Source organism: Achromobacter sp. SIMBA_011 (genome assembly GCF_046535435.1).
GTDB lineage: Bacteria > Pseudomonadota > Gammaproteobacteria > Burkholderiales > Burkholderiaceae_B > Achromobacter > Achromobacter dolens.
Map to the genome: position 1 here is coordinate 1 of NZ_JAWRWN010000827.1, position 255 is coordinate 255.

General features: G+C 62.7%; 1 protein-coding gene. It reads left to right on the forward strand.

Translation table 11 applies throughout. From position 1 onward, the window contains the following. Positions 1-255, forward strand: a 255-nt coding sequence (locus SB816_RS33315) for a methyl-accepting chemotaxis protein (RefSeq protein ID WP_410548418.1), incomplete at both ends; no start/stop codon positions are given.

Here is a 255-nt window from a genome sequence, read left to right on the forward strand (position 1 = left end):
GGGGCTGCGGACGCCGCCAAGCGCGTCACCACCGTCAGTTCGGAAACGACACGCAGCGACCGGGTGGTGGAAGAAGCGATTGCGGCGATGAGCGGCATCGAACAATCCTCCGATCAGATTTCTAACATCATTGGCGTGATCGACGACATCGCCTTCCAGACCAACCTTCTGGCGCTGAATGCCGGTGTGGAAGCCGCGCGCGCCGGTGAAGCCGGCAAGGGCTTTGCCGTGGTGGCACAGGAAGTGCGCGAACTG